The sequence below is a fragment of the Rudanella paleaurantiibacter genome (assembly GCF_009184635.1).
GTDB lineage: Bacteria > Bacteroidota > Bacteroidia > Cytophagales > Spirosomataceae > Rudanella > Rudanella paleaurantiibacter.
Genome location: NZ_WELI01000001.1, coordinates 151,746 through 169,750, shown reverse-complemented (window position 1 = coordinate 169,750; position 18,005 = coordinate 151,746). Strand labels below are relative to the sequence as shown.

General features: G+C 54.0%; 15 protein-coding genes. 4 read left to right on the top strand and 11 right to left on the bottom strand.

All coding sequences use genetic code 11. The features are described from left to right. Positions 1 to 58: 58 nt before the first annotated feature. The 7 genes from F5984_RS00705 to F5984_RS00675 all read right to left on the bottom strand — a co-directional run bounded on the left by F5984_RS00705 (position 59) and on the right by F5984_RS00675 (position 9,158). On the bottom strand, positions 59 to 433 hold the full coding sequence (locus F5984_RS00705; protein ID WP_152121884.1) for a hypothetical protein: 375 nt from the start codon (positions 431 to 433) through the stop codon (positions 59 to 61). An 89-nt stretch (positions 434 to 522) separates the two neighbouring features. Then, positions 523 to 1,806 (bottom strand): hypothetical protein, encoded by a 1,284-nt coding sequence (locus F5984_RS00700; protein ID WP_152121882.1) that lies wholly within the window; start codon positions 1,804 to 1,806, stop codon positions 523 to 525. Between the two features lie 104 nt (positions 1,807 to 1,910). Then, the gene (locus F5984_RS00695; RefSeq protein WP_152121880.1) at positions 1,911 to 2,636 is read right to left on the bottom strand and encodes a hypothetical protein; all 726 of its coding nucleotides are present in this window, start codon (positions 2,634 to 2,636) and stop codon (positions 1,911 to 1,913) included. A 199-nt stretch (positions 2,637 to 2,835) separates the two neighbouring features. Next, on the bottom strand, positions 2,836 to 4,503 hold the full coding sequence (locus tag F5984_RS00690; RefSeq protein ID WP_152121878.1) for a TULIP family P47-like protein: 1,668 nt from the start codon (positions 4,501 to 4,503) through the stop codon (positions 2,836 to 2,838). Further along, complete coding sequence (locus tag F5984_RS00685) at positions 4,497 to 5,954, bottom strand: TULIP family P47-like protein (protein ID WP_152121876.1); 1,458 nt, start codon at positions 5,952 to 5,954, stop codon at positions 4,497 to 4,499. The genes F5984_RS00690 and F5984_RS00685 overlap by 7 nt, the downstream gene beginning before the upstream one ends. Positions 5,955 to 5,966: 12 nt before the next feature. Next, positions 5,967 to 7,718 carry a TULIP family P47-like protein gene (locus tag F5984_RS00680; RefSeq protein WP_152121874.1) on the bottom strand — a complete coding sequence of 584 codons (1,752 nt, stop codon included), beginning with the start codon at positions 7,716 to 7,718 and terminating at the stop codon, positions 5,967 to 5,969. A 102-nt stretch (positions 7,719 to 7,820) separates the two neighbouring features. Beyond that, on the bottom strand, positions 7,821 to 9,158 hold the full coding sequence (locus F5984_RS00675; protein ID WP_152121872.1) for a TULIP family P47-like protein: 1,338 nt from the start codon (positions 9,156 to 9,158) through the stop codon (positions 7,821 to 7,823). Positions 9,159 to 9,544: 386 nt separating this feature from the next. On the opposite strand from F5984_RS00675, the gene F5984_RS00670 reads away from it, so the two are divergent. Beyond that, a complete protein-coding gene (locus tag F5984_RS00670) occupies positions 9,545 to 11,191 on the top strand; it encodes an Ig-like domain-containing protein (protein ID WP_152121870.1) in 1,647 nt (548 codons plus the stop codon). Between the two features lie 80 nt (positions 11,192 to 11,271). Next, on the top strand, positions 11,272 to 11,748 hold the full coding sequence (locus tag F5984_RS00665) for a low affinity iron permease family protein (protein WP_152121868.1): 477 nt from the start codon (positions 11,272 to 11,274) through the stop codon (positions 11,746 to 11,748). Between the two features lie 73 nt (positions 11,749 to 11,821). Here the strand turns inward: F5984_RS00665 and F5984_RS00660 are convergent, their stop codons facing one another. Beyond that, positions 11,822 to 13,336, bottom strand: a complete 1,515-nt coding sequence (locus tag F5984_RS00660) for an MBOAT family O-acyltransferase (protein ID WP_152121866.1) — start codon at positions 13,334 to 13,336, stop codon at positions 11,822 to 11,824. 74 nt (positions 13,337 to 13,410) lie between these two features. On the opposite strand from F5984_RS00660, the gene F5984_RS00655 reads away from it, so the two are divergent. Both F5984_RS00655 and F5984_RS00650 read left to right on the top strand, forming a co-directional pair. After that, a complete protein-coding gene (locus F5984_RS00655) occupies positions 13,411 to 13,893 on the top strand; it encodes a DUF6932 family protein (RefSeq protein WP_152121864.1) in 483 nt (160 codons plus the stop codon). Positions 13,894 to 13,895: 2 nt separating this feature from the next. Further along, a complete protein-coding gene (locus tag F5984_RS00650) occupies positions 13,896 to 14,198 on the top strand; it encodes a hypothetical protein (RefSeq protein ID WP_152121862.1) in 303 nt (100 codons plus the stop codon). Positions 14,199 to 14,200: 2 nt separating this feature from the next. Here F5984_RS00650 and F5984_RS00645 read toward each other — a convergent pair whose 3' ends face one another. The 3 genes from F5984_RS00645 to F5984_RS00635 all read right to left on the bottom strand — a co-directional run bounded on the left by F5984_RS00645 (position 14,201) and on the right by F5984_RS00635 (position 17,954). Then, positions 14,201 to 15,169: a glycosyltransferase family 2 protein gene (locus F5984_RS00645; RefSeq protein WP_152121860.1), complete on the bottom strand. Its 969-nt coding sequence runs from the start codon at positions 15,167 to 15,169 to the stop codon at positions 14,201 to 14,203. A 134-nt stretch (positions 15,170 to 15,303) separates the two neighbouring features. Beyond that, on the bottom strand, positions 15,304 to 16,617 hold the full coding sequence (locus tag F5984_RS00640; RefSeq protein WP_152121859.1) for a hypothetical protein: 1,314 nt from the start codon (positions 16,615 to 16,617) through the stop codon (positions 15,304 to 15,306). 44 nt (positions 16,618 to 16,661) lie between these two features. After that, entirely contained in the window at positions 16,662 to 17,954 is a 1,293-nt protein-coding gene (locus F5984_RS00635; RefSeq protein ID WP_152121857.1) for a hypothetical protein, read from the bottom strand. Positions 17,955 to 18,005: the final 51 nt, after the last annotated feature.

Here is an 18,005-nt window from a genome sequence, read left to right as displayed (position 1 = left end):
GGCGAAAGCAACGTTGCGTCAGCCCTACTCGCTCCTACCTCCTCACTCCTATCTACTTTTAAACCGGTGTCCGCCGGGCGTAAATCGAGAAACGCTTCAGTAAAAACGAAAAGAGGACGAAGTACAGTACGGCGTACAGGGCATTTACCCCACCAAACCCCTGCATATACGCGTCCGATTCGTCGGCACCGGTTTGGTCGAGGGCATAGCTCAGGGCATATGCATAGCCAAACAAAGCCGCCACAATCAGCGTGACCACCCACGGCCCCACTTTGTAGAAAACGGCTTTCCAGCGGCCCAGACCCAGGTAAAAAATGGCCGCCAGTACAAACGCTACTACCAGCGTGAGCAGGCCGACCGGGTTGAAAATGGTTTCTGCGTAAATCGGGTCGTCGTTCTGACCCAGCCAGAGTTCGTATAGGGAAGTAAACATGGTTTTTATGAATGTGTAATGAATAATGCGTAATGCATAATGGGCTGGCGCAAGCAATTACGCGTTACGCATTCATCATTACGCGTTGGCTATTTTTCGAGTTTAAATGTAAAGTTGACAAAATCGTTAGTGCCGGTCTGATAGGCTTCGCGGACGCCGTTCATGAGATGAACGAGCGCAAACGTCTTCTTCCGCCGACCGGCCTCGGTGCGGTCATCCATCGTCGACCAGTCGGTTTGGTACCACGTATCGAACCGAACAGGCATCCGCACGTTCACCGTGGCTTCATCGTCGAACAGATCATCGATTTTAAAGGTCAGCACGTGCGAGTTCCGGGCCAGTAGCTGTTGCTCGCGGTCGGTCATGCGTTTGGTGGTGTTCACGTTTTCGCGCCGTTGCACGTTCACGAGCTTGAGCGTGGCATTGTCGGCCTTAATCACCAGATTCTCTTTCAGATAATCCGGAGCCTGCGCGTAGGCGGGCAGCCCGGCCAGATCGAGGCCGATGGCAAACTCCGCCGGCTCGGCTTTGCGGCCAAATTTGATTTCGGTCACGTTGCCCCGCTCAGCGCGCCAGTCGCCTTTTTTGTTCAGGCCGAAAAACAGTTCGTACTTTTTCAGCCCATCGCCCGAGCCAAAACTAAGCTGCTGAGCCGGGCGTTCGCTCAGGCGCTCCAGCAGCTGCCGATCGAAATCGGCCACGAGCGATTGCTTGCCGATCACCCAGATATAAAACGGCCGCTGCTCGCCATTAAGCTGCGATTTCTTGTTTTGGTAATCGTAATACGTACCATTGAAGGCCGAATTGTAGGCATATACCGTAGCCGATATTCCCTTGCGGCTCAGGCTCGCAAACTGATCGTTGATCTGGTTTTTCAGGACACTCGACGCGTTGTTGCGGTTAATTTCGGGGTCACGCTTGATGTCGGCGTCGGGAAACGACAGGATACAGTCTGACACCAGCACGGCTACATCATTGCCGGTGGCTTTGGCCCCTACCTGCCCAAAAATGGTGTGCAGTTTCGAGCTTTTGCCATTGGCTAAGGGCGTGGTAGCCAGTCCCTCCACAAACGGCCCTACCCCACCCTGATACGGCTGCGGCTTATCGGTGATGGTGTACACCGAAACGGGAGCAATCTGATTGCTTTTATTGACTACTTCCGACACCACATCTTTAAACGTGGTGGCTCCCTTAAGGTAGCCTCCCATACTGGCTGAGGTTTCCAGAAAGAAATGAATACGGCCAATGCCTGCCGCTTTCTGGGCAGGTTTGGTAGCCTCATCTTTGGGCTTGCGCTTCCCCCCCCCTCCACAGGAAGAAAAGAGGATCGAGAAAGCAAGTAAAGCAATCGGTATTATTCGCAAAGTAGGCATAGTGTTCTTAATGTACAGTGGAGTGGTACTCCGCTGGGCCGCCAGGCCAATTACATGACTATTTTTTTGGCCTAACGGCCCAGCGGAGTACCACTCCACTGTACTCAAAATCGTACTCGATACGGCAATATATAGACAATCAGAAATAACACAATGAGGGCGTAAATGTACCACTGAGCCGCGCCATCGGCCACAAATCCGCTGCAACCCTGCAACAGATACGCCATTATTGAGCAAATGGCCACGCCCCACACGGCCGAGCGTACCCGCCCCCGCGACATACCCACGGCCTGCCAGTAGGTGGTCATCACGAGCAGCGCAGCCGCCACCATGCCCCAGATCGAGTTGATCAGCGGCACGTTCTTCTCGACCCGGCTCTCGGGTTTGTAGCCCTGCCCTGCCGCCAGCAGCAACCCAAAGGCGGCCGCTGCCACCAGCGTACCCGGCCAGTTGTACAACCCACCCGATGCAGGCGCAACCGGCCCTGAACCGGTGGTGTAAGCGGTCTGGTCATAAACAGGTTGTGCGCGTGGAATGACGGGTTTGGCATCCAGATACGTTACCGGTTCGGCATCCAGCAACTCCTCGTACTGGTCAGGGATGGCATCCGATGGTCGGGTCTCGCCGGACCGGGTCTCGCCGGACCGGGTCACAATGGTTAGTCCTGCTCCTGAGCCACTCACCGAGATACGCTGCCCCGCTTTCACAGAGCGGGCGTCGATCAACTGGTTCTGCCGAAACAAAATAGGGTGGTCGTCGCGCCGATGGGCATCAACGCGAAGGAGGCCACAGCCCGTGAGAGAATCGTAATGAAGAATGGTGCCCTGCATCAAAAACCGTTAACGTCTTTTAACCTAACGAAAGTATGGCACCGATTGGTTAAGGTTGTTTATTTTAGGACAAACGGTTAAACAAAACGTGTTCACCAACGCCTGTGGCTGACCAACCGCTACGGGCTTTCTGGTCGACCAAAAACGTCGATGAACACGACTAAGTACGGTTTACAACTCGTTTGGCGGGGCTGCCGGGCTACTCCGTCAGCGTTCCCCAGATCAACATGCCGCCCTGCACACTACCACCCACGGGTGTAAACGTGGCTCCGTTGGCCCAGTGCACGGCCGTGACCGCATTACTTACAAAGGGCTGTAAGGTGGGGAGTTTGTCGTAATCTTTCTCGGCCGCCCAGAGTGCAATGTCCGACACCTTACCTACCGGAATCGTCACCATTTTTTGCACCACTTTCGACAGAATCTTCCAACGGTTGGCGATAACGGCGTTTTTGAACCGCTGCACGTAGCCCGCCTTGCCTTCGTTGGCGAGTGCGTCGCCCGCCTGAGTAGCTGCGTCTTCTTCGGTCTGTTCTACATTCGGGTTCACGCTGTTGCCCAGCTCTTCCATCTCAATCAGGTCGAATTCGGCATTGTACGTACCTTCGGCTCCCTCCTGCATGGCCGCTCCGGCGGCTTCGCCCACGCTCTCGATAGCTCCCCCAACAAACGCCATCAGAACCTGGGTCACCGCATTGAGCGCAATCTGAAATTCCAGTACGGTCTGATCCGGTATAATCGTGATGTTGCTGCTACTGCCAAACGTTTGCGTATCGGGCACCATGACCAATCCACCATCAGCACGCTGAATAAACTGGAAACCAATAAACTGCTCGGCATTAAACGCGACCGTGATTTCGCCCGGCCCAGCCCAACCCGGATACGGGAAGTTGATATTCGACATGGACAAGTGCACCAGCGAGCCATTGAGCGACAGCTGAATGTTTCCTTTCGGAATCCGGGGTGTAACGGTTACGGTGGTTCCATCTGACTCATCGTACGAAAAGGCCCCCCAGGTCATATCCGAATTATTGTACACCGTAGTTCCCGTACCATCAACGCTGAAATTGGCCGCCTGCGAGCCCTGCACCAGTCCCTGAATGGCCGGAGCCAGCAATTGACTTGTCATAAGCGTGGGGCCCAGAAACCAGGCCGCCGACGCGCCGTCGGGCGCACCGTCGAGTACACGGGCATCAATCACCACCTGTTTTCCGGCCGCCGACCGCCCTTCGGTCATGGCCAATAGCCCGATGATGCCCCCCCGTGCGTCGCCCGGCGGCAACGACTCGCACGCAAACTCGGCCGACGTTGGTACCAGCCAGGGTTGGTCGGATGCCGAAGTTGTATCGCCGGTAGTAATGGCAATGCCCGACAGGTCGAGTGCCAGCACCTGCGGCACAATAGCCTCGGCCATAAGTTGCTCCAGCACGTACAAATCGCTGCCCGACACCTGCACATTCGCGTGGCCGGTTAGTATGGGGGCTTCGGGGCCAGTTGCCGAAGTAGCCAGTTGCCAGCGTGTACCTCCGCCGGGCGTAGTGCCTCCTTTGGCCAGGGTGAGCCCCAACTGCACCGTCCAGACCGAGCCGCTGATGTCGCTTTGCCTGGCCGCGGTGGTCAATTGCCCGTGGGCTACCACACAGCTCAGATACAGCCGGTTGCTGGGTCCTCCACTCACCACCGTCCACGACGCCCACGCCCCCGATACGGCAGCAGCGTTGGCACTGGTACCCGCAAAGGTTTGGGGGAGTGTTCCCGATGCCGCCATCACCCGATTGAGTTGGGCAAAGGTGGTGGCGTAGGTCATATCCCAGCCCAACGACGTAATGGCCGGGCTAGCTGTAGTAGCGTCAGAAAGTTCGGTTAACATGCTTGTAGCGCGTTTAGGGGTTGTTGGTTCGCCAGTATCTGCCGCAAGGCACTGAACCCGAGGGCACCACCCAGCCGCAGCGACCCGTTCAGGTCGACGCTACTGACGGCAAACGCCTGACTATCGGTCCATACAATGGGCGCGTAGATATTTTCCTGCAACAGGTCGATGGCGGGAGCGTCGTTGTTCTGAATCATCCCATCAATCGTGGGCGACAGGGCAACCGCTCCCACAATCAGGGCACCAATCACGGCAATAATGGGTACAGCCGCCCCACCGGTCACAACGGCCAAAGCCGCCAAAGCCACGCCGAGCACAACGGCCAGAATCGCATCGGTGATCTGGACCCACTCGGCAATGTAGTGGCCATTGCTTGTTTGAGGCTCACCCAGTTGCTTATACGCGAGGGTTGTCTGGCCGCTTTTGTTCGTACTTTTCACCAGGGTGTACTGGGCTACATTGCGGCACCAGGCCGTAACGCCATCCTGCACATCGGTTTCGGTGTAGGCGTCGATAGTCACCTGTTGTCCTTCAATAGACAGCGTAAACTGCTTAAGCTGGGGCGTGTAGGTATTGCCCTGATACTCGGTCTGCGGCAAATCGACCGACTGGTTGGGGTTGAGCTTGATGCAGTCGTCGAGCACCGAAATCTGGCTCGCCTGTAGGTTGGGCCACAGAGCCATCAGATTGGGCAAAATGAGCTTACTCAGCAACAGCCCCCGCGAAATACAGAAAGCTCCCTCTTCAGATGCCTGTACAATGCGGGTATCGAGTACCTGCTGTAGCCCGCCCGACGGACTGCCGGTGGTCATGGCCAGAACCCCCAGAAACGCGTCGGCGTCGGTTTCACCATCCACGTAGGCGTACGACACAGCCGTTGGTTTCAGAAACGACCAAGCGCCGGTATCGGCTTCATCGTTGATGTCGATCACCGAAAAGACGTGCTCAAAATCGGCCAGATTTTCGGCGCACCAGTTCATTACAGCCGCCTGAATGGCGTACAAAGCATAACTTGGCTGCACCGGGTGTTGCGAAAAATCGGCCGAGTAGAGTTCTACTACCGGCACGTCGGGGGTATCGCTGGTTGGTTTTACCTTCAGATTTTGCTCATTGGGCTGTCCCGTATCAAAATACGTCAGCCGAACCGTCACGATGATAGAAGCTCCCGCGCAGGTGTACGGCACATACCCATCGTTGTCTTTCATTTGCCCGCTGATGTTCAGGAGCGGCAGTTGCACATTCACCCCGCTGCCATCGCCCCCACGTACCACCTGCCAGTCTCCAAACGTACCCGAGCAGTGTACCTGTGCGTCGGCCGGGTCCGTAAAGCTGAAGCCCGCCGGAGACGACTTCTGGCTCACAATAGCGGCATTCACGTTTTCAATACGCACAGCAAAAGCTGTATCCCACCCGAAAGTCGAGATTTCGCCCGTTGTTGTTGAATTACACATGGCCTGGGTCGGTTATTCGGTGGCTGATGTTCCGGCCGATGCACTTCCCGCGAGCAAAAACGCACCCTGAAACGTGCCGCCCGTTACCTGCCAGCTCGATACCTGCGGCCACTGCACAGTACCCGTGAAGTTAGCGGCAAAATCGTCGATGGTAGGTACGTTGCCCTGCGTAATCTTATTGTTGTAAATGGCGGTCATGATCTGCGGCAGCAACCCGACCGGAATTCCGAACATGCCGCCCAGTACCCCGCCCCATACTTTAAACTTGTTGGCAAAAATGCCGGTCTTCCCGCCCGTATTTTCACCTTCCGACGAAATCGAATCGGTGGCGTCGGTGAGTGAGTCCTGCGTGGCCTGCTGTATCTCTTCCTCGCTCATTTCGCTGATGCTGTTTTCGATATCCTCGGCAGTTCCTTCCACAGCCCCTTCCGTAGCCGACGATGTTCCCGACGACAGGGCATCGCCCAAAGCTTCCCCCAACGACGATCCAATGAACCCGAAGGCCACCCCAATCACTACACTTTCGATAATCATGGCGATCTCGAACCCTTTGTTGGCGGTTACATCGGCCCGGATACTGTTGGTGCCCAAACCGGGGTCGGGCGTGAAATAATACTTGCCGTCGGAGAGCTTAGTAGCCCCGAAATTAAAGTACTGGTCGGCCGTGATTTTTACGTCACAACTTCCGTCGGGCGTGGTAAAGGCCGCCTGGCTAATGGAGAGGTGAAACTGCGACCCGTCGAGCGTGAGCTGAAAATTACCCGGCGCAATAGACGGAGTCACGATACTGGTCGGGTCGTTTTTATCGAACTGAAAATCGCCCCAGTTCAATGTATTCACGTTGGTGACGGTGATGCCGTTGTTGGTAATCTTGAAATCACTTACCGACGACTGTTTTACGCACAACGAAGCCGACTGCATAATCATGTTTTGCATAGCCAACGGGCCCGAAATGGCAAAAACCGAGTTGGTAGGCGGAGTCGTTTTGGCAAAAGGTGCAAACATTTGCAGATCGAAGTTCTGCTGTGGTAGCTTACCCGGTGCGGGCGACGTGAGGCTCAGAATCCCGAAGTACGCCCCCTGCTGAATCTGATCGCAGGGGGTACCACCACTGCCGTCAGCCGCTACCGACGAGCCCGGCGAGGCCATCGCGTACAGCGAAACCTGCGGTTTAAGCCACTGTTTACCTGCTTCAATGGCTTCTTCTTCGAGCCGAACGGCCGAAAAAACCGCGTCGAATGCCGACAGGTTATTGTTGAAGTAGTTGCCAAAAGCCGCTTCGCAGGCATACACGATGTAGCCCGTTACGGTGGTGAAGCTCACCCCGATTACTTTTGGCTGCTGAAACGGATCTTCTGAGGTGCTGTTGGCCTGAAAATGATACGTAGTGCCCGTGCCCGGCTTAGCCGAACTGTCGTCGATTTGCTGCGGAGCCTTATTTTGCTGCAACGTGATTTCGACGCATACCGAGCCCCCATCCAGCGTAAACGGATTGCCCGAGCCCGGCACGGTCAGCTGCCCCGTTTTGACCGGGCATTTAATGTAAATACCGGTGCCTTCGCCCCCGGTTACGCTCCACGGCCCCCACGAGCCACTCACCGAGGCCCCACCCTGCGGGTCGGTGCCCGAAAACGAGGGCGGGGTAGTGTTTTGCGCCACTATCGAATCGTTGAGGGCTTCGAGCGAGAGGGCAAAAACGGTATCCCAGCCCATAAGGTCGACGCCACCGCTGGCGGTAGCCGTCGGATTTTCCTGCATTACCATGATTGTTTTGTTTTTGGTTAACGAGATAAAGAGGTACTAAAAAGTCGGTGCGATGGATGGCTTTGGGGGATAGACGAGCAACCCAAAACCAGAAACTACGTGTCAGGAAGCACTTTCGCCCCGAATGACGAGGGCGCTTTCGAGGTCGGCCTGGTTGATCTGGAATGACCCGGCACCCGCCCACGAGGCCGTGCTGGTAGGCAGCCCCACCACCGACAGATTACCGGCTCCGGTCAGGGCGCTTTGTACGGCGTTTTCGATCACCGTCACCACAATGTTTATAATGGCGATCACGATCAACCCAATCAGTCCACCCAGTGCCAGAAACCAGTATTCCCACGGAATATGCCGCGTGGTGGAGGGCGACGTTTGGCTTACCAACTGGAACTGAATAGACTTGGTGGCCGGGTTGTATGAGATTGAGTTGACAACCTGTAAGTTATCAAACGACACCCATGCTCCCGCCAACCCGGTGATATTGAACTGCCCCGATGCCGTTGTGATAATCTGATTATCACTTATTTTCATCGTGAAGCTATCAATTTGCGGATAGTAGGTCGTGCCCGCGTTTTCGACGGATTTCGTATTGAACGAACGCGTATTGGTAATCGAACAGGCGTTTTGCTGATTGGGCTGTGTGGGCCCGTTGAACTGGAATACATCGGCCGCCACATTTCCCATCGCCGACGGCAAAGCGGGCAGCAACAGGTTCTTCATGAATACACCCTGCGAGAGCGCGTAAAACAGATTCTGATTCGCGTTGAGCAAACTCGGATCTACCGAAGTCGACAGCCCCTCGGGGCCCCAGGGCGACTGTGTGAGCGTACGAATGGCAATAGCCTGAATCGAGTTGTCGCTCGACCCGAAATACACGATGCTACTGGCTTTTGGCGTTAACCACGGCACATTTTGCGGATTGGTGAACAAAGCCGCAAATACAAACGAGATAGCCGCCCGGTTGGTAATGAAACACTGGGGCAAGTCAGTTTCCAGCATACTTTTTACCGTGCCCGACGGGTCGCGCTGGTTCAGGGTTCCGCTGACGTCGGGGTTGGCCACGTAAATCTGCCCATCCGTGGCCGATGTAGCCGAAGCAGCCACCGACTGAATATCGAACACAACGTTTTGGGTACCGGCGCTGTTGGCATCTTCCACAAACGTGAGTGCCATATTCATCACCGGCTGGATACCGGTCAGCGAAAAGTTGGAGAAGCCCGGTGCATTGAGCGTTCCCTGCGTAACGGGCACCTGCACATTGATCCGGTTGGCACTCCCACCCGGCGTAATGGCCCACGGGCCAAACGTGCCGTTGAACGACACCTGCGTCGACGAATCGTTGAACGAAAACGTCGGCATAAACTGCTGCGATGACTCGCCCAACACCACGTTGAGCCGGGCTACATCGCTGGCGTAGATAACATCCCAGCCGCCTGCATCCATTTGATTGTAAAGTAGTTAAGGTTTATAGAGGTTTACCAAAACTATATAGTCCTTTTATATTAATAAATATTAATCTGTTATCTGGTCAGTAAAATGTAAACACGCTGATAATTTGTTGTTTTTATATACAAAATAGCTTCTCACACCCGCTCGAACGTAGACATATACAGCAAGTAATCAACCACTTACAAGTGTACAGCCCTATGTTTACCAACCAATATACTCCGACCGGGCACCCATGCCGAGCGTTTTTACGTTACATCACCCCGGCTACTTAACTAATTTTAAGGGGTCGGGCATCGGCAGCAGCCCGGCTGGGCCGTATGTTTGTTCTGAAATACTGATGGCCCGTTTATTTCGGGGCTCTCAACCGTTCCAACACTTGAATGTCCTTACGCATAAGTTTCTTTCTGGTTCTGCTTTCGCTGCCCTTTCTGCTGCAAAACTGCGCGCAGGTAGCTAACCCGCCGGGTGGTAAAAAAGACACGCTGGCTCCCAAACTGGTGAGCAGCATCCCCAAAAACCGACAATTGAATGTACAGGGTAAAACAATCGAACTCCTGTTCGACGAGTACGTGTCGGCCGAGAATCTGCAACAGAAAATTCTCATCACTCCGCAGGATACCAACCCCTTTGTGGTACGGCAACTTCCGCAGGGGTTCCGGCTGGTGTTCAACCAGAATTTTAAGCCCAACACAACCTATACCATCAGCTTTGCCGACGCCATCCGCGACGTAACCGAGCGCAACGTGGCCGAAAACCCTAAGCTGGTGTTCAGCACCGGCCCCGCTATCGACTCGCTCCGCCTTGGCGGTACCATACTCGACGCCGACACCAAACAACCGATTCTGGGCATGGTGGTTGGGCTCTTTGCGCCCGACGATACCCTGCCGGTACAACGCAAACGCCCGCAGTACTTTGCCCGGACAGACAGCAACGGGGTGTACCTGATCGAGAACATCAAGACCGCAGCCTACAAACCGTTTGCGTTTGAAGACAAAGACCTGAACCTGGTGAACAATCAGCCCGGTGAGCGGGTGGCCTTCCGCGATTCGCTCGTGAACCTCAACCGCAACTACGACGACGTGAATCTGGTGGCCTTTCGGGGCTATGTGAAACCACGCATCACCCGGCGCGAACGCACCGACGAAACCATGGGCCTCGAACTGAGCAGCGGTATCGCGAGCTACCGGCTGCAACCACAAATCCCGAGTAGCTCAACCCTCACCCCCGTCGACTCGGTGATATCGTTTCTGGAACGGCCCACCCTCATTCGAATCTACAAACCCGAAGGCCGGGCGGCTGGCGACACCATTCCGGTGCTCATCACAACCATCGACTCGGTGGGCAATGCCAACGAACTCCGCGAGCGGCTGTACTTCTCCCCGCTCAAGTCGCGCGCCCGCGACCGGGTGGTGCTGGGCCAGGATGTAGACCCCAAATCGGGCGAAGCTATCGATAACAATCAGGTGTTTACGGTCACGTTTAACAAGCCTATTAAAACCCTCACCCCCGACCTGATTCGGATTTACCGCTCCGACAGTACCAAGGCCCTGCCGGCTTCGGCTACGTCGTTTTCATTCAGCAACGGCAACACCCGCCTGACCATTACGGCCCGCACCAACATAGCCGATACGCTTAACCTGTTGTTTCGGCGGGGGGCGTTTATGAGCATTCAGAACGATACCTCAGCGCGGGCACGGCTTCAGTACCGGGTGCTTAATACAGAAGACTTTGGGCTTATTTCGGGGCAGGTGAACCGGCCCACGGGCGAAAAATTCATTGTGGAGCTGACCGACGAAAACTACAAGGTGATTCGGTCGGTGGCCAATACGCCTAATTACGTATTTGCCCGGCTCAAACCGGGGCGATACCGGGTGCGGCTTATTCTGGACCGCAACGGCAATGGCCGACGCGATACGGGTAATATCCAGAAACTCATTCAACCCGAGGAGATTATCTACCATCCCGGTTTCCAGAAAGGCATCATTCCGCTCAAGGCCGATTTTGAACTGGGGGATATTAACTTCTAGGCACCCGGTCCGAACCGTCGGATAAAGAATACGGCGGTTCGGGCTGGTTTTTGTTATCGTCTTTACGAAGGCCTACAGTCATGGAGAACCACAAACCGAGTCGACTCAACACCCAATTCGATCATTTTGCCACGTACATTACCAAGGTTACGGGTAGTTCGAAAGCCTTTCTGACGGCCTTCGGGGTGGTACTGGTCTGGGCCGTTACCGGCCCAATTTTCAACTATTCGGAAGATTGGCAACTGGTCATCAACACCGGAACAACCATTGTGACCTTCCTGATGGTGTTTATTATCCAGAAAGCCCAAAACAAAGATTCGCTGGCGATTCAGTTAAAACTTAACGAACTGATTGCCGCCACCAAAGGGGCCAGTAACCGGCTCGTTGCGGTAGAAGAAATGGGCGATGATGAACTGGAGGTCTTATGCCAGCACTACCACACCATGGCCGAACTGACCCGTAAGCACATTGACCTCCGCAAATCGCACTCCGTAGAGGAAGCGATCAAAGACGCCGAGAGTAAGCTCCAGGAAGAGGGCATCCAGGCCGACGAGTAATGGAAAACCAGCCAAAAGTCGGGCGTAGTTTCCAGCTACGTGGCCGAACGACTCAGCATTCTACACGCAGGTCTTAAAACTGGAAATAGATAAACTGGTTGCTCGTAAACACCCCAAATAGGTAGGTGGTAAAGGCGAGCAAGGCAAACACCACCACAAACCGGGCGGTACTCCGCGTGGGAATGATAAAATAGTACCACTCTTTCCAGAACATAAACGCAATCAGCCCGAAGCTGAACCAAAGCTCGACTGGGTTCAGGGCCGATTGGAGCGGGTCGGTAGGCGAAAGCGTGAAGATACGGCCCAGAATCAGCAGGGCATCTGACACCGATACAGCCCGAAAAAACACCCACGTCAGCATTACCAGTACGAAGGTAAACAAGACACCAAACACCCGGCGGGACAGGCTCAACCCGCCCAACTGTGCTGCCGTTTTTTGGGTTTTCCCTTCTCCTTTCCGCGCATTGCGCTTATCCAGCGCAATATCGAGCACAATGTACAAGCCGTGCAGCGCCCCCCAGATCACATACGTCCAGTTGGCCCCGTGCCAGAGTCCGCTCGTCATGAACACAATAAACCGGTTGAGGTACGTCCGGAACTGCCCTTTTCGGTTGCCGCCCAGCGGGATGTACAGATAATCGCGAAACCAGGTCGAAAGTGAGATGTGCCAGCGTCGCCAGAACTCCGAAATCGAATGGGCAAAGTAAGGCGTATGGAAGTTTTCCATCAGTTTGAAGCCCATTACGCGGGCGGCCCCAATGGCAATATCCGAGTAAGCCGAAAAGTCGCAGTAAATCTGGATAGTAAAGAAAAACGTGGCCATCAGCAACGACAGGCCGTTGTACCCCTCCGGATGGCTGAAGGCCGGGTCGAGAAACAAGACGAGCCGGTCGGCAATGACGCACTTCTTAAAAAACCCGAAGGCCATCTGCATAAGGCCAGCTTTTACCTCCTCAAAGTCGTAGGCATGTGGCTTATGAAACTGATGCAGTACGTTCTGCGGTCGTTCGATAGGACCGGCCACCAACTGCGGGTAAAACATCACGTACAGCGCGTAGATACCGAAATGCCGCTCAGCTTTTTGGTTGCCCCGGTACACCTCAATGGTGTAGCTCATGGCCTGAAACGTGTGAAACGACAGGCCAATGGGCAGAATACTCATGTTGTCTTTAAACGAATCAATACCGCTCTCGCCGAAGAGCTTCAGCACGCCCACAAAAATGCGGTTAGTACCGTTTGTGATGCGGTCGGCGAAATCGGGCATACTGAGCGTATCAAACAGAAGCGCAATATTTTCGGTGAAGAACCCGAGGTATTTAAAAAACGCCAGAATGCCGATGTTTGAAATAAGCGAAAGAATAAGCAGCCATTTTCGGGTTTTGCCTTCCGAACGCTCAATCCACAGGCCAGCTATGTAGTCGATGACAATCGTGAGAAACAGAATCAGGATATACGCCGGCTGAAACACCATGTAGAAATAACAACTGGCAGCCAGCAGCAACGCCCACCTCAGCTGAAACCTCAGGCTGAAGTACAGGATCGTCACGACGACGAAAAAAAGCAGGAATTGGAGAGAGTTGAATAACATAAACAGGCAAAATCGTAAGCAGCTACTTCAGCCCTCAACTGGTTAAATTGGCTAATTTTAAATAGGTTGCAGTCATGCTTACTTTCAATAATCGCGGTTTGCTGGTCCCCAATTATAATCTTCCCTCAACGGTTGACGAAATGGAGGAAATGTTTGTAAGGGACATTGATTCACACGCTCGAAGAGACTTGTTTGAAAACTACAAAACTTATCTGAACATACTGTCTGAGGTTGTAGGCCACACCCCATTTGTACAGTGGGTCGACGGAAGCTTTACCACCCGAAAACCCGAACCATCGGACATTGACATTGTTAGCTTTATTCCATTTGATGTTGTTGAGAACGTAGAGTCTGCTTTACAACCCCTGAAATATCCGCAATCACTTTCATTCGGAATAGATGCTTATATTGTAAAAGTTTATCCTTCTGACCATCGGTTAGCCGCTTTATACTACGGCGACCGCGCCTACTGGATGGATAAATTTGATAAAACACCTCGTAACCGTAGAGGGGTAATTTATCCGAAAGGCTTTCTTGAACTAACCATCAACAAGTAATCATGAAGAATCCAAGACTATTAAAGATCTACGACCTTGTCAAAGATGTTCAGCAACTGGACGAACTGATTACGTTGCACAAAACACACTCGGCCGATTCGTTCATGCTTTCACAATATCAGGCCCGTAAGGATAAGCTTTTCGCCCAGATTATCCAGCTTTTCGCGGGGCCCGTTTTAGCTTCCTCCTCCAGCTATCTTGTTATACAGCAACTTATTGCCCGTTTTTACAAGGACCCGCTACCTACGCAAACCTCTATCAACGACGAAGACCTGCGCGAGTTGGAGCAGCTTATTACCCCCTAAACTCACTTGTACGTAATCATACTTTCTGGCGCACCTGCCGCTCCATCTTTTATTTCTTCCCGCACCACAAACAAGGGACGGCCTTTTACCTGGAAAAATACGCGCAGTACGTACTCACCAATGATACCAAGCGCCATAAGCTGAATACCGCTGAAAAGGATAATCACGAACAAAAGCGCCGTGAATCCCTGCGGCACCGTGCCAAATACATATTTCTTCACCAGCGTCTGAATCAGGTAAATCAATGCGATACCGATGGCAAAAGCCCCGGTACGGATGATAAACTTGACCGGAAACTCACTAAAGTTGAAGATCCCGTTGTAGGCCAGCCGACGCAGCATCTTGAACGAATACTTGGGTACCCCCGCCACACGCTCGCTCCGTTCGTACTCTACACCAATCTGCTTGAAGCCGATCCAGCTCCGCATACCGCGTAAAAACCGACTTTCTTCGGGCATCTTGTTCATAATGTCGACCACCCGACGGCTCACCATCGAGAAATCGCCACTGTCGAGCGGAATATCAACGTACGAGATATTCTTCAGGATTCGATAGAAGGTCGAGTAGGCAAACCGCTTCAACACCCCCTCCTTGCGTTTCCGCCGAACGGCGTACACCACATCGTAGCCATTCTGAATGTGCGCGTAAAACTCTTCGAGCAATTCGGGCGGGTCCTGCAGATCGCCGTCGATAATGAGCACGGCTTCGGTGCCGCGCGCGGCCGCCATGCCCGCCGTTACGGCTGTCTGATGGCCGAAGTTACGCGCCAGCAACACCCCATGATAGCGGGGGTCCGACAGGGCCGTGAGCCGGATCAGGTCGGCCGTATTGTCGCGGCTTCCATCGTCGACCAGCACCACCTCTACCGGGTAGGGCAGTTTATCCATGAGCGCATTGAGTCGCTCAATCAGCGGCCCAAACGATTCGCGCTCATTGTAGAGAGGAGCCACGATGGAAATTAAAGGGGTCATTCGGTAATAAGTAGGTGTTTATGCATCGATGCGGCCGGGGCAGGTTGCTCGGTTGAGCGTAGCCACAGACAGCCCGGTTTGTACAAAAGTAATCCATTGCGGGCGAACCTTGATTGGTCAACGCCCCTCCTGCGCTATTTCAGGCCAAACAACCGCCCCCGAAACGAGCGGTTCCGCACGGCCCCTTCGGCCGAGAGCGGCACGTCATCAATAGCTCTGTACCCCAGCCAGGCATAATACAGAAAGCCCGCGACCAGGGCCAGTTCGATGCCATACTCCAGGGCGTAGTCGGGACGGCTAAACATATCGAAGCCCTTGTAAAATGGCTGGCCAATACGCCACCACAACGAAGGGTGAATAGCTGCCAGTGCGTTGAAACCAATCAGCAAAAAGGTTGTCAGACGGCTTTTGAAATCGGTCATGGTAAACACCACGGGCAGTACAAACAGATACGCGTAGTTGCTTACGGCGTTTTGTTGCAAGACCGTCATACTCCCAAAAGCCACCAGAAAGATAAGAGGTAACGTATCCACCAGTCGTTTGCCATACGCCCGGATACCGGTCAGCGAAATGATGACGAGTGTGATCAGCATCATCACCCATTTCCAAACGCCCCCATTTTCGGGAATAAGCCCCCCAATAATCGGGTTGAGTACCGACCGCCAGTTGGGCGCTTTCAGGTATTCGCCCTCATCGAGGGGTTGCTCAATGAACAACAAGCCGGTTTTCCAGTACAGAAATGCCAGCACCGGCAGGCCCAGAGCGGCCAGCCCCGCCACCAACGGGGCTTTCTGGTGGTTGGGGGCCATCAGAAACAACGGAATAATCAGAAACACAAACACTGCCTTGGTAGAGAGCAAGCCCAAAGCCAGCAACACGCCCCCCCAGAAAGGACTTTTTTTCTCCTGCCAGACCCACACCGCCACCAGAGCCAGCAGCCAGAGAGCTACGTCCTCCTGCCCGCTGAACACGCACATCACAAACGGTACCGGCAGGCTGAAATAAAATAAGGCTCGGAACAGCCGTTGCCCGTTACTCTCAACACCCCGATAGATACGGAACGTGACGTACACCGCCAGCCACTCAATGAGGGTCATAGCCACGACAATGGTTCGCATGTCGTTCCAGATGTGCAGCGGGATAGAAAGCCAGTACCCGAAAAACGGGCTGTAGGGGCAGTACACATCACGATACACAATCCCAAACTGACGGGCCGTGTTGGCAATGGGATAGTAGTAATATTGAACGTCCGATTGGGGCTGATACCCCAGCACGAAGAACGTCAGCACGATTGGCAATAACCGAAAAACGGTATAAAACAGGGCGATCCAGGGCGTTCGGTGATGCTGTTGCAGATACTCAGTGATCCACAGCCGTTTCCAGAGCAACACCGCCAGCCACAAACACAATCCGACGGAAACAGCTGTTTTTACAAGGACGATAAACATGGAATGGAAGGAGGAAGGAGAAAAGGGAGAACGGAGAAAGGGAACTATACAACCCCCTTTTCTGCGCTTACTCCCTTTCCTACTTCCTCCACTTTTAGTTTGTTATAACTCAGAACGACCAGCCAGATAAGCCCGGCCAGCTCGATTACCTGAATGCCATAATCGAGCAGGTACACCGGATTGCTCAGCATCGATAAACTGGTGTACAGCGCATTATCGGCGTACACAATCATCAGGATTGGCTGTACCACCAGTAAAAAATTAAGTACGGCAAACCGAAGCCAGTGAGTGCGGGTATTGGCCAGCAACACAAACACCAGCGCCATCTCCTGCGTGAAGAGGTAATAACCCGGCGCACTTGGTAGCATCACCATAAACAACCCGAACACGAAACAGAACACGAGCGGAAACGCCCGCCGGTACCCCAACTGCCGGAACTGCCAGGCCACCCAGGAGCCTCCGCCAATGGTACCCAGCAAACCCACCCAGTTGAGGCTCGTGAGCGATACCTGCCCAAACAAACTTCCCAGAATTGGCCGGAGTACGCTGACCAGGTTCGGGGCCATCGGGTACGATGAGTGCTGAATGGGCATCAGAAAAGCCGTTCCCATGAGCGCGTACAGAATCAGAATCGACGGAATACCAACGACGGCCAGCCCCAGCAGATAGTACAACCGATCTTTGATCAGAAAAAACAACGGAATCAGCAGCACAACCAGCATGAACTTGATGGTCAGCATGGCTACACCCCAAATCAGGCCCGTCAGGAAAGCAAATCGGCGATCGCTCAGGCTCGCCGGGAGGGCAAGCGTCAGCAGCCCAAAACCCCACATCCAGACGTCCTCTTCGCTACTGAGCACCATGGCCACAAAGGGCAACGGCAACAGGTAATACAACACGTACCGGAGCAGCGCATCGGGGGTACGGGGCCGTACGTAACGATAGGTGGCATTGGCAATCACAAATTCGAGCAAAGCCATCATGAGCACCAGCACCCGGGCATTGTTCCAGATAAACAGGGGCAAAACCGTGAGGTAGGTAAACAAGGGCGCATGAAACGACAGAAAGTCGCGGTACACCAGCTTGCCTTCCATGGCGGGGACGGCGCGCTCGTAGAAGAATATAACGTCGGAGCGCGGTTCCTGATTGAGAACCAGATAAACAGCCGCGAACGGAACGAGCCGCAACGCCACAAACGCCAGCCAGCGGGTAGTGCGCTCGTGCGCGTCCAACACGGGCATCAGGCGTCGTTGCCCATACCAAACCAGCATAACCACCGCCGAAAGCCCCAGGGCAATGATGGTTTTAACAAGCGAAGTTGTATCTAATGAAATCATAAGTAGAGAACGTTAGCTACTGGACGTTAGACAATAGACTTTCGGTTTTAG

Bases quoted from the DNA above. Each gene is read 5' to 3' on its own strand.
- F5984_RS00700 (WP_152121882.1), bottom strand. From the start codon at position 1,806: ATGCCTACTTTGCGAATAATACCGATTGCTTTACTTGCTTTCTCGATC.
- F5984_RS00660 (WP_152121866.1), bottom strand. From the start codon at position 13,336: ATGTTATTCAACTCTCTCCAATTCCTGCTTTTTTTCGTCGTCGTGACG.
- F5984_RS00635 (WP_152121857.1), bottom strand. From the start codon at position 17,954: ATGATTTCATTAGATACAACTTCGCTTGTTAAAACCATCATTGCCCTG.
- F5984_RS00690 (WP_152121878.1), bottom strand. From the start codon at position 4,503: ATGTTAACCGAACTTTCTGACGCTACTACAGCTAGCCCGGCCATTACG.
- F5984_RS00670 (WP_152121870.1), top strand. From the start codon at position 9,545: ATGTCCTTACGCATAAGTTTCTTTCTGGTTCTGCTTTCGCTGCCCTTT.
- F5984_RS00695 (WP_152121880.1), bottom strand. From the start codon at position 2,636: ATGCAGGGCACCATTCTTCATTACGATTCTCTCACGGGCTGTGGCCTC.
- F5984_RS00650 (WP_152121862.1), top strand. From the start codon at position 13,896: ATGAAGAATCCAAGACTATTAAAGATCTACGACCTTGTCAAAGATGTT.
- F5984_RS00675 (WP_152121872.1), bottom strand. From the start codon at position 9,158: ATGGATGCAGGCGGCTGGGATGTTATCTACGCCAGCGATGTAGCCCGG.
- F5984_RS00640 (WP_152121859.1), bottom strand. From the start codon at position 16,617: ATGTTTATCGTCCTTGTAAAAACAGCTGTTTCCGTCGGATTGTGTTTG.
- F5984_RS00680 (WP_152121874.1), bottom strand. From the start codon at position 7,718: ATGGTAATGCAGGAAAATCCGACGGCTACCGCCAGCGGTGGCGTCGAC.
- F5984_RS00655 (WP_152121864.1), top strand. From the start codon at position 13,411: ATGCTTACTTTCAATAATCGCGGTTTGCTGGTCCCCAATTATAATCTT.
- F5984_RS00645 (WP_152121860.1), bottom strand. From the start codon at position 15,169: ATGACCCCTTTAATTTCCATCGTGGCTCCTCTCTACAATGAGCGCGAA.
- F5984_RS00685 (WP_152121876.1), bottom strand. From the start codon at position 5,954: ATGTGTAATTCAACAACAACGGGCGAAATCTCGACTTTCGGGTGGGAT.
- F5984_RS00665 (WP_152121868.1), top strand. From the start codon at position 11,272: ATGGAGAACCACAAACCGAGTCGACTCAACACCCAATTCGATCATTTT.
- F5984_RS00705 (WP_152121884.1), bottom strand. From the start codon at position 433: ATGTTTACTTCCCTATACGAACTCTGGCTGGGTCAGAACGACGACCCG.